This window comes from Klebsiella sp. CB_Kp196, from assembly GCF_040061575.1.
In the GTDB taxonomy this organism is placed as follows: domain Bacteria; phylum Pseudomonadota; class Gammaproteobacteria; order Enterobacterales; family Enterobacteriaceae; genus Klebsiella; species Klebsiella michiganensis.
In genome coordinates this window covers 24,399-34,756 of the sequence record NZ_JBEAFH010000072.1, presented here as the reverse complement: position 1 = coordinate 34,756, position 10,358 = coordinate 24,399, and the positions used below count along the sequence as shown (strand labels likewise).

The 10,358-nt window shown below is 57.7% G+C and carries 10 protein-coding genes; 3 read left to right on the top strand and 7 right to left on the bottom strand.

The window, feature by feature from the left end; all coding sequences use genetic code 11:
• The first annotated feature begins 458 nt into the window (after positions 1-458).
• Positions 459-2,048 carry a bifunctional phosphoribosylaminoimidazolecarboxamide formyltransferase/IMP cyclohydrolase gene (purH, locus tag ABLU87_RS25300; protein ID WP_014227508.1) on the top strand — a complete coding sequence of 530 codons (1,590 nt, stop codon included), beginning with the start codon at positions 459-461 and terminating at the stop codon, positions 2,046-2,048.
• Between the two features lie 15 nt (positions 2,049-2,063).
• Complete coding sequence (purD, locus tag ABLU87_RS25295) at positions 2,064-3,356, top strand: phosphoribosylamine--glycine ligase (protein WP_014227507.1); 1,293 nt, start codon at positions 2,064-2,066, stop codon at positions 3,354-3,356.
• On the opposite strand, the gene zraR is transcribed toward purD, so the two are convergent.
• Entirely contained in the window at positions 3,353-4,687 is a 1,335-nt protein-coding gene (gene zraR / locus ABLU87_RS25290) for a sigma-54-dependent response regulator transcription factor ZraR (protein ID WP_032721071.1), read from the bottom strand. The two genes, purD and zraR, sit on opposite strands and share 4 nt — an antisense overlap.
• The gene (gene zraS / locus ABLU87_RS25285; protein ID WP_025107528.1) at positions 4,684-6,072 is read right to left on the bottom strand and encodes a two-component system sensor histidine kinase ZraS; all 1,389 of its coding nucleotides are present in this window, start codon (positions 6,070-6,072) and stop codon (positions 4,684-4,686) included. The genes zraR and zraS overlap by 4 nt, the downstream gene beginning before the upstream one ends.
• Before the next feature lie 252 nt (positions 6,073-6,324).
• Here zraS and zraP point away from each other — a divergent pair, with 252 nt between their 5' ends.
• A complete protein-coding gene (zraP, locus tag ABLU87_RS25280) occupies positions 6,325-6,759 on the top strand; it encodes a zinc resistance sensor/chaperone ZraP (RefSeq protein ID WP_064358925.1) in 435 nt (144 codons plus the stop codon).
• 3 nt (positions 6,760-6,762) lie between these two features.
• On the opposite strand, the gene ABLU87_RS25275 is transcribed toward zraP, so the two are convergent.
• The 5 genes from ABLU87_RS25275 to hemE all read right to left on the bottom strand — a co-directional run bounded on the left by ABLU87_RS25275 (position 6,763) and on the right by hemE (position 10,305).
• Positions 6,763-7,455 carry a DUF1481 domain-containing protein gene (locus ABLU87_RS25275; protein WP_004097677.1) on the bottom strand — a complete coding sequence of 231 codons (693 nt, stop codon included), beginning with the start codon at positions 7,453-7,455 and terminating at the stop codon, positions 6,763-6,765.
• Between the two features lie 12 nt (positions 7,456-7,467).
• Positions 7,468-7,740, bottom strand: a complete 273-nt coding sequence (gene hupA / locus ABLU87_RS25270) for a nucleoid-associated protein HU-alpha (protein ID WP_004097675.1) — start codon at positions 7,738-7,740, stop codon at positions 7,468-7,470.
• 186 nt (positions 7,741-7,926) lie between these two features.
• On the bottom strand, positions 7,927-8,517 hold the full coding sequence (locus ABLU87_RS25265) for a YjaG family protein (protein ID WP_004097673.1): 591 nt from the start codon (positions 8,515-8,517) through the stop codon (positions 7,927-7,929).
• A 42-nt stretch (positions 8,518-8,559) separates the two neighbouring features.
• Entirely contained in the window at positions 8,560-9,231 is a 672-nt protein-coding gene (gene nfi, locus ABLU87_RS25260) for a deoxyribonuclease V (protein ID WP_064378466.1), read from the bottom strand.
• Between the two features lie 9 nt (positions 9,232-9,240).
• Positions 9,241-10,305, bottom strand: coding sequence for a uroporphyrinogen decarboxylase (hemE, locus tag ABLU87_RS25255; RefSeq protein ID WP_014227501.1), 1,065 nt, complete (start codon positions 10,303-10,305; stop codon positions 9,241-9,243).
• Positions 10,306-10,358: the final 53 nt, after the last annotated feature.

Below are 10,358 nucleotides of genomic sequence, written 5' to 3'. Positions count from 1 at the left end.
TGCGAGGTGGCGTATATTACGCTTTCCTCTTTCAGAGTCAACCCGTTATTTCAGGGTTTTTTTCTCTTCAACCGACCGGGTTGTTTGTGAAGTGATTCACATCTGCCGTGTCGATGGAGGCGCATTATAGGGAGTTCCCGAGCATCCGCAATAGTAAAATTGCAGAAAAATGACTGACTGCTGCATTCCCCAGCAAAACCCCGCTTTATACCCTGTTACGCACAGAATTATCCACAGGTGGCGGCCGATACCCTCTTATAAAGGCCCGCTATCCTCTCTCTATAGGGCGCGATCCTGGGCTAAAAAGAGAAAGATAAAAATTCGCGAGCGTTGCGCAAACGTTTTCGTTACAATGCCGCGCTATAACAAGGATGCCCGGTTGGGTGCGTTAGGTGAGTTTTTAGACAAAAATTCACCTAACGCTCTCTGTAATATTCAAATCCTGGGGATTTAATACCATGCAACAACGTCGTCCAGTCCGCCGCGCCCTGCTCAGTGTTTCTGACAAGGCCGGTATCGTCGAATTCGCGCAGGCGCTTTCCGCTCGTGGTGTCGAGCTACTGTCTACGGGTGGTACCGCACGCCTGCTGGCTGAGAAAGGTCTGCCGGTTACCGAAGTCTCTGACTACACCGGTTTCCCGGAAATGATGGACGGACGCGTGAAGACCCTGCATCCGAAAGTTCACGGCGGTATTCTCGGTCGCCGCGGCCAGGATGACGGTATTATGGAACAACACGGTATCGCGCCTATTGATATGGTGGTGGTTAACCTGTATCCGTTTGCTCAAACCGTTGCCCGCGAGGGCTGCTCGCTGGAAGATGCGGTAGAAAACATTGATATCGGCGGCCCAACCATGGTTCGCTCAGCGGCGAAGAACCATAAAGACGTCGCCATCGTGGTGAAGAGCAGCGACTACGATGCCATTATTAAAGAGATGGATGCCAACGAAGGCTCCCTGACCCTCGACACCCGCTTCGACCTCGCCATTAAGGCATTCGAACACACCGCCGCCTACGACAGCATGATTGCCAACTACTTCGGCAGCATGGTTCCGGCCTATCACGGCGAGAGCAAAGAAGCCGCGGGTCGCTTCCCGCGCACCCTGAATCTGAACTTCGTTAAGAAGCAGGATATGCGCTATGGTGAAAACAGCCACCAGCAGGCGGCCTTCTATATAGAAGAAGAAGTCAAAGAAGCCTCTGTCGCCACTGCACAGCAGGTTCAGGGTAAAGCGCTCTCCTATAACAACATCGCTGACACCGATGCCGCGCTGGAATGCGTCAAAGAATTCAGCGAGCCGGCCTGCGTTATTGTGAAGCACGCCAACCCATGTGGCGTAGCGGTAAGCACCTCTATTCTGGACGCCTACGACCGTGCGTACAAAACTGACCCGACCTCTGCCTTCGGCGGCATTATCGCGTTTAACCGCGAACTGGATGCCGAAACCGCGCAGGCGATCATCTCCCGCCAGTTTGTTGAAGTGATCATCGCGCCGTCTGCGACGGAAGAAGCCCTGAAGATCACTGCCGCGAAACAGAATGTCCGCGTCCTGACCTGCGGTCAGTGGACGCAGCGCGTACCTGGTCTGGACTTCAAACGCGTTAACGGCGGCCTGCTGGTTCAGGATCGCGATCTGGGTATGGTTACGGAAGGCGAACTGCGCGTGGTTTCCAAACGCCAGCCGACCGAGCAGGAACTGCGCGATGCGCTGTTCTGCTGGAAAGTGGCGAAATTCGTTAAATCCAACGCCATTGTGTACGCCAAAGAGAATATGACCATCGGGATAGGCGCAGGCCAGATGAGCCGCGTTTACTCCGCCAAAATCGCCGGGATTAAAGCCGGTGATGAAGGTCTGGAAGTGAAAGGTTCGGCTATGGCGTCCGACGCTTTCTTCCCGTTCCGCGACGGTATTGATGCCGCTGCTGCCGTTGGCGTGAGCTGCGTCATTCAGCCCGGTGGTTCTATTCGCGACGAAGAGGTGATTGCCGCCGCCGATGAGCACGGCATCGCGATGATCTTCACCGACATGCGCCACTTCCGCCATTAATTCACGGAGCAGACGATGAAAGTATTAGTTATTGGCAACGGCGGACGCGAACACGCGCTGGCCTGGAAGGCCGCACAGTCACCGCAGGTTGATACCGTTTTTGTCGCCCCGGGTAACGCGGGCACCGCGCTGGAACCGGCGCTGCAGAACGTGGCTATCGGCGTCACCGATATTCCGGCGCTGCTGAGCTTTGCGCAAAGCGAGAAGATTGACCTGACCATCGTTGGCCCGGAAGCGCCGCTGGTAATTGGCGTTGTCGATGCGTTCCGTGCCGCAGGGCTGAAAATCTTCGGCCCAACGGAAGGCGCGGCGCAGCTTGAAGGCTCCAAAGCCTTCACCAAAGATTTCCTCGCGCGTCATAACATCCCGACGGCGGAATACCAGAACTTCACCGAAGTCGAGCCCGCGCTGGCGTACCTGCGTGAGAAAGGCGCGCCGATCGTCATCAAGGCCGACGGCCTGGCCGCCGGCAAGGGCGTGATTGTCGCCATGACGCTGGAAGAAGCGGAAGCCGCCGTTCACGACATGCTGGCAGGTAACGCCTTTGGCGACGCCGGACACCGCATCGTCATTGAAGAGTTCCTCGACGGCGAAGAGGCGAGCTTTATCGTGATGGTCGACGGCGAGCACGTCCTGCCGATGGCCACCAGCCAGGATCATAAACGCGTGGGCAATGGCGATACCGGCCCGAACACGGGCGGTATGGGCGCTTACTCACCGGCGCCGGTGGTAACCGATGAGGTTCACCAGCGCACCATGGAACGCATTATCTGGCCAACCGTAAAAGGTATGGCAGCGGAAGGGAACACCTACACCGGTTTCCTCTATGCGGGCCTGATGATCGATAAACAGGGAAACCCGAAGGTTATCGAGTTCAACTGCCGCTTTGGCGATCCGGAAACCCAGCCGATCATGCTGCGCATGAAATCGGATCTGGTAGATCTGTGCCTCGCCGCCTGCGACGGCAAGCTGAATGAGAAAACCTCCGAGTGGGACGAACGCGCCTCGCTGGGCGTGGTGATCGCCGCCGGTGGCTATCCGGGCAACTACAGTACCGGTGATGAGATCCACGGCCTGCCGCTGGAAGAAGCGGCTGACGGCAAGGTCTTCCACGCCGGTACCAGACTCGCTGATGACGATCGCGTGCTGACCAGCGGCGGCCGGGTGCTCTGCGCTACCGCGCTGGGTCACACCGTCGCTGAAGCGCAAAAGCGCGCTTACGCCCTGATGAGCGATATCCGCTGGGACGGCAGCTTTAGCCGTAACGACATCGGCTGGCGCGCTATTGAGCGTGAGCAAAACAGCTAACGGCTGAGCTTTGCCAGCAGCGTTTTGCGCGTAATGCCCAGCTGACGGGCGGCTTCAGTTTTGTTGCCGCCCGTTTTTTCGAGCGCCACCAGGATCGCTTCTTTCTCGACTTCCACCAGCGGCTGAATAATATCCTCGCCGTGCGGCGCGTCCGAAACCGACGTACCGGCAATCGCCAGCGGCAGCTCGCGTTCCGAGATATACTCTCCGGTCAGCAGGACCACCGCCCGCTCTACCGCATTTTCCAGTTCGCGAATATTCCCCGGCCATGCGTAGTGAATCAGTAAGTCCATCGCCTGCGGCGTAAACCCCTGCACCGCTTTGCGGTTACGCTCGGCATAACGCTGCAGGAAATAGCGCGCCAGCTGAGGGATATCCTCCTTGCGCTGACGCAGCGGCGGCATATCGATAGTCACGACGTTCAGGCGATAGTAGAGATCCTGACGAAAACGTCCGGCGCTGACCTCTTCAGCTAAATCCCGGTGGGTGGCGGCAATTAGCCGTACATCTACCGAAAGGGTCTGATTGCTGCCCACGCGCTGCACTTCACGCTCCTGAATCGCCCGCAGCAGGCGCACCTGCATCAGCGGTGAAATATCGCCAATCTCATCGAGAAAGAGCGTACCGCCGTCCGCTTCAACAAAACGCCCTTCTCGCCGTTTGTCCGCGCCGGTAAAGGCGCCTTTCTCGTGACCAAACAGCTCCGACTCCAGCAACGACTCGTTGAGCGCGGCACAGTTGAGGATCACCAGCGGCCTGCGGCTGCGGGCGCTGCTGGCGTGCAGCGCCCGCGCGACCAGCTCTTTCCCGGTGCCCGACTCGCCGTGAATTAATACCGTCGCATCAGAGGGGGCAACCAGGGCAATATTATTCAGCAGCGCCCGCATCGCCGGGCTATCGCCCACCATGCCAAACTGGGCCGCGGGGGGACTACCCGCGACGGGTGACTCGCTCAGCCGCGTATGGGCCAACGCCTCAGACAGCGTCTGCTGCAGCTTGTCAAAGTCCAGCGGCTTAATCAGGTAGTCCAGCGCACCGGATTTCAGCGCCTCCACGGCGGTATCGACGCTGGAGTATGCGGTCATGATCAATACCGGAATCGACGGATTCCAGGTTTTGATCTCTTTCAGCGTTTCGATGCCGTCCATCTCGGCCATGCGGATATCGCAAAGCACCAGATCAAACACCGTCTGGCGCACCTGTTCCAGCGCCTGTACACCGTTGTAGGCCAGCGCAACCCGGTATCCCCAGCCCCGCAACAGCGCCTGTAAGATAGTGCAGTGGCTAATGTCATCGTCCACCACCAGAATATCGATCTGCTCGCCACTCATCCTTGTTCATCCTTTTGTTGCCCGTTGACCGGCAAATAGAGAGTAAATAGCGCGCCTTCGCCGGGGGCGCTCTCGGCGTGAATCGTTCCGCCGTGCTGCTCGACAATGTTCTGCACCACCGCCAGGCCCAGCCCGGTGCCGTCGGCCTTGGTCGTGAAGTACGGGGTAAAAATGGCCTGTAGCTGTTCCGCCGTCATCCCCTTGCCGCTGTCCGCAACGCTCACCTTTACTCGCCCGTCGCCGCATTCCCTCACCGCCACCGTAATCACGCCATCGCGGCCAATAGCGTGGACGGCATTGAGATAAAGGTTCAGCAGCACCTGTTTCAAACGATCCGGATCGGCCTGAATGCGGCATAGCGCGGGCTGCGCGGTGAACGCGAGCGTTATTGCCCGGCTGGCGGCATCCTGGCTAATTAGCTGAAGCGAGTGCGTAATCACGTCATTCAAATCAACCGATTGATACGTTAAATGCGCCGGACGCACCAGTTCCAGCAGCTCGCTGACGACCCTGTTCAGGCGATCGGCTTCCTTCGCCATCACCTGGGCCAGCTGATGCGCTTCGCCATCGGCTGGGGTTCGCTCGGCAAAATACTTTGCCAGCCCTTTTATAGATGACAGCGGGTTGCGGATCTCATGGGCGACGCCCGCGGCCAGATGACCAAGCGCCACCAGCTTTTCTTTACGCGCCGTCGCCTCCTGCAACTGCTTGCGCGAACGTTGATAGCGGCGGAACCAGAACTGCGCCAGCAACGTTGCCGCCATCACTACGCCCGCCGCGCAGAGCATGATAACCATATTACGCAGGCTACGGGCATGGTCGGCATCCAGCTCGCGGGTATCAAAAGCAATAAAAATAACCTGGGGAGCCTGGGTACGTAGCCCGGCAGCTTCGCGACGCATCATCATGCGCATATGATGCCCGCCGCCGTTAAGCGGGCGAAATTGACGATAAATCTCCAGCGCCGGTTCCGGTTTTTCGAGCCGGCGCCAGCGCTCCTCGCTCCCAATATTCAGCTCACGCAGAGTGCTGGCAGAGTAGAGCGACTCACCAACCCGCTGCGGGTCGCTATGGGCAATGATTTTACCGCTCTCATCCGTCACAGCGAACCACAGCACGCCTGGCTGCCAGGCCATCTCCTCCAGCAACGCCTGCAGTTGGGAATGATGCATACGCATTCCCATGCCCACCCGGGCGCCGGACTCAAGGGCGCGAATCAGCACGCTGCCCTTTTCCTGGATAGTCTGGCGCGCGGCTTCATTTTCACGGCCATAATCACGCACGATTAACGCAGAGAACAGGCACACCAGCAGCAAGATAAGGCCGGTTAACAACCAGCTCAGCCAGACGGCGACGGAATCCTTAGACAACCGCATCGCGTTCATGACAACTCCCTTTCCTCAGACACCGTATCGCTCAGCAGAAATCATGCCATTTTTCCGTCCCGTCTAACCGCTTCTCATGCGCAAACCGGGAAGGCGATCGAGTAAAAATGACCCGCAGCCTCCTTGACCGCGAGTCATTTTTACTCGCTCTCGTCTGGCTGGAAGGTGCTCAATGCCCGATATCCTGCGGCCTTTCCATTCTGGCACAGAAGATGCAAATCATTGAGAAACCATAAGCCAGGAGAATAACCTATGAAACGGAACAAAAAAATGACGCTGACGCTGATTGCCCTCGCCGCGCTGACTTTCGGTAGCAGTTCAGCCTGGGCAAGGCACCACTGGAATAACGGCAGCGGAATGGGCCCCCAGGGCTACAGCCAGCTCACCGCCGATCAGCAGGCCACTGCCCGGAAGCTGCATAACGATTTCTATGAACAAACCCGCGTTTTACGTCAGCAGCTTCAATCAAAACGCTACGAATACCATGCGCTGTTAACCGCGGATAAGCCTGACAGCGCGAAAGTCGAATCCATTGCCCAGGAGATGGAGGTTATCGGTCAACAGCTGGCCCAGCAGCGGGTTAAGTTCGATCTCGCATTAGCGCAGGCGGGTATTTCTCGCGGTGTGGGTATGGGACCAGGGATCTGCGGCGGAGGCCGCGGTCATATGGGGATGAGCCACTGGTAAGGCTCAGAAGCTTTTTTCTGTCGGCTGCCAGGTGCAGAAATCTTCGTTTGCCACCAGCAGCAGCTGAGAGCCTTCAGGCGCTTCCAGCCACGCCACGCTGACCTCAATGGATGAGTGATTCTGGCGTCGCTCAATATGCGCCAGCGCCTGCGTATCGAGGTCAGGCTTCACGGTCTGACCTTCACAGGTGGTCACCGTCCTGTTGGCATGCCAGCGCCCCTGGCGCAGCATAACGCGTCCCTGACGCAGAGCGTCGCTGGTCTGGCGTATTTGCTCAGCGCGATAGCGGTATAGCGCGACCTGATCGCTGGAAAGCTGCTGCTTCTGCCCATCGATTTCACGCTGCATAAAGCTGAGTTCGCCCTGCGCATCAAACCGGGCGCGAATATGTTCCGGCGGTTTACCGTAGACGTTGAGTTCAATCAGCGCGAGCTGGCCATCCTGCCAGCGGTACTCGCTGGTCGAAGTATTACCATGACGCCATGGACTGAAGGCGGCAAGGAGATGGACCTCGCCGTTAGAATCTTTGCGCCAGATACGCATCGCCCCCTGGTTATCCGCATATCCGCTGGCGGTAAACGGCGGGAGAGAGGAATCATGGCTGCAGGCAGTGAGCAGCAATACGCCTACCAGCGCCAGCGTGCGGCGCCAGGTAGACAAAAGGGGCCGACAAGCCCCTTCGATAAAACTGTACACTGCCACGCGGTCTTACTTAACTGCGTCTTTCAGAGCTTTACCAGAAACAAATGCCGGTACGTTTGCTGCGGCGATTTTGATTTCATTACCGGTCTGCGGGTTGCGGCCAGTACGCTCAGCGCGGTGGTTCACTTTGAAGGTACCGAAACCAACCAGTTGAACAGCATCACCTTCTTTCAGAGACTCGGTAATTGCAGCCAGGGTAGATTCCAGGGCAGCTTTCGCCTGTGCTTTGGACAGGTCAGCTTTGTCCGCAATTACATCAATCAGTTGAGTCTTGTTCATAAGTTATCCTTACAATGTGTTTATCGCTTGCTAAGCATCGAGTGCGACGGAAATGCCTGAAAAGCACTCTCCTGCATACACGCACCGATAGCCACGTTTTTTCGCCCCCCAAATGTAGACCAGACGGGGGGCGGAATGGAAGCCTTCAGACGCTACAATTCAGGCGGTAAATCACGTTTTCTGGTCTCATTGCTGAAAATTTATACCAATATTGCTCTCACCGGCCTCGCGAAGGTCTGCACGCAGCCCTTTGATCAGTTCAATATCGCGTTCTTCGCAGTCGGCCAGAAGACGGAAAATCTCCCACTGAATATCCCATTCTTGTTCGACTGCCGGGTTTTCCTTGAGCTCTTCGTCGGTCATTTCGCGACCAGCCTGGGTCATTTCCAGCATCGCAACGGTGGTGATCGAGCTCTTGCTGACTTCAATAGCATGTTCGAGCGTTTCGCCGCTCAGCCGCGAATGAATCAGCTCACTCAAGGCCACGCAGGCATCAATGGCCGGATAGACGCCGTACAGGTCGTAATCATCAGCGGCCGGAATCGCCTCTTCCAGCTTTTCCAGTTGGCTGTCGAAATTCACCTTCGCATCTTTTACCGTCAGCGTTTCCCAGATCAGATCGAGAATACGGCGATAAAGCTGGCCATCGGCGAACTCAGTTTGCTGACAGAACATGGCGTAGTTGGGGTACATCCGCTCGCACAGGCAGGCCATAAAGGTCACGTGCTGCCAGCTTTCCAGCTTCTCCAGACGCAGATGAATCGGGTTTTGTAACATGATGAAATCTCGAAGTCAGAAATTAGCCGCAGTGTACCTGAATCAGTCGTGATTTGCTTGCCAACGCACAAACGCCGGACGCCGGGACGCCACGGCATCAGCCCAGCGCGTCGGTTCAGGCAGGCGGTAGCCTTTCAGGCAGCGCTCCACCCACATCAGCGCGCTATCCAGGCCCACGCGGTGCCCGGTACTCACAAACAGGGGATTACAGCGCGTTTTACTGCGCAAAACCCACGCCAGCTGCTCGCCTTTATCTAACAACGGCGCCAGCGCGCCGGGCTCATCGCCCAGCGGCTCGAACTTACCGCACAGCCGTTTTTTCGCCACGCCGATGGTCGGCACATCCACCAGCAGACCAAAATGGCTGGCGACGCCGAGGCGGCGCGGGTGGGAAATACCGTGGCCATCAACAAATAAGAGATTTGGCTTCTGCGAAAGCTGCTCCCAGGCCGCCAGCAGCGCGGGGGTTTCGCGAAAGGAGAGGAAGCCGGGGATATAGGGCATCGTGGTCGCGACGCGCGCGACCTGATACTCCACCAGCTCCAGGGACGGATAGCTCAGCAGCACCATCGCCGCCCGGGTCACCTCTCCCTCTTGCTCAAATCCAACATCCGCTCCGCCGATCAGCGTCGGCGGATCCTGGTCCAGCCGATCGCCTCGTTCAACCGATGCCGCCAGGCTGAGCTGCTTGGTGCGTAGCGATGACAAATCCATATTCACTCCTTAACGGTGGTATGGCGCCGACAACCGGTGCACTGCCTCCACAAATACGCCCGCATGTTCCGGGTCGACGTCCTGATGAATGCCGTGCCCAAGGTTAAAGACATGGCCTTCGCCCTGGCCAAACCCGGCGAGAATGGTCGCCACCTCTTCTTCGATGCGCGCCGGAGGGGCATAGAGCATCGAGGGATCCATATTGCCCTGCAGGGCGACTTTATGGCCGACGCGACGCCGCGCATCGGCGATATCGGTCGTCCAGTCGAGCCCCAGCGCATCGCAGCCGGTTTCCGCCATCGCTTCCAGCCACTGCCCGCCGCCTTTGGTAAACAGCGTCACCGGCACGCGGCGGCCATCATTCTCACGCAGCAGCCCATCAACGATTTTATGCATGTAATAGAGCGAGAACTGCTGATAATCCCGGCCGGTCAGCACCCCGCCCCAGGTATCAAAGATCATCACCGACTGCGCGCCCGCTTTGATTTGCGCATTCAGATACAGCGTGACGCTTTTCGCCAGCTTATCGAGCAGCGCGTGCAGGGCCTGCGGCTCGGCGTACATCATCTTTTTGATCACCGTAAACGCTTTGCTGCTGCCGCCTTCCACCATGTAGGTCGCCAGCGTCCACGGGCTGCCGGAAAAGCCAATCAGCGGCACTTCTCCCTTCAGCTCACGGCGGATGGTGCGCACGGCGTTCATCACGTAGCCAAGCTCATCTTCCGGGTCGGGGACGGGTAATTTATCGACATCCGCTTTGCCGGTAATGGGTGAGGTAAAACGCGGGCCCTCCCCGGCTTCGAAATAGAGCCCCAGCCCCATCGCATCCGGGATGGTGAGAATGTCCGAGAAGAGGATAGCCGCATCCAGCTTATAGCGGCGCAGCGGCTGCAGCGTCACTTCACAGGCAAGCTCGGCGTTTTTACACAGCGACATAAAATCGCCCGCCTCGGCGCGGGTGGCCTTATATTCCGGTAAATAGCGGCCCGCCTGACGCATCATCCATACCGGGGTGACATCAACCGGCTGGCGTAGCAGCGCGCGCAGGTAGCGATCGTTCTTCAGTTCGGTCATTTTTACATTCCTTTAGCGTTGATGCGCCAAGTTTATACACAAAATCATTCAAA

Coding starts and splice junctions, on each gene's coding strand:
- hemE (WP_014227501.1), bottom strand. CDS start 10,305: ATGACCGAACTGAAGAACGATCGCTACCTGCGCGCGCTGCTACGCCAG.
- ABLU87_RS25265 (WP_004097673.1), bottom strand. CDS start 8,517: ATGTTACAAAACCCGATTCATCTGCGTCTGGAGAAGCTGGAAAGCTGG.
- zraR (WP_032721071.1), bottom strand. CDS start 4,687: ATGAGTGGCGAGCAGATCGATATTCTGGTGGTGGACGATGACATTAGC.
- zraS (WP_025107528.1), bottom strand. CDS start 6,072: ATGAACGCGATGCGGTTGTCTAAGGATTCCGTCGCCGTCTGGCTGAGC.
- nfi (WP_064378466.1), bottom strand. CDS start 9,231: ATGGATTTGTCATCGCTACGCACCAAGCAGCTCAGCCTGGCGGCATCG.
- hupA (WP_004097675.1), bottom strand. CDS start 7,740: ATGAACAAGACTCAACTGATTGATGTAATTGCGGACAAAGCTGACCTG.
- purD (WP_014227507.1), top strand. CDS start 2,064: ATGAAAGTATTAGTTATTGGCAACGGCGGACGCGAACACGCGCTGGCC.
- zraP (WP_064358925.1), top strand. CDS start 6,325: ATGAAACGGAACAAAAAAATGACGCTGACGCTGATTGCCCTCGCCGCG.
- purH (WP_014227508.1), top strand. CDS start 459: ATGCAACAACGTCGTCCAGTCCGCCGCGCCCTGCTCAGTGTTTCTGAC.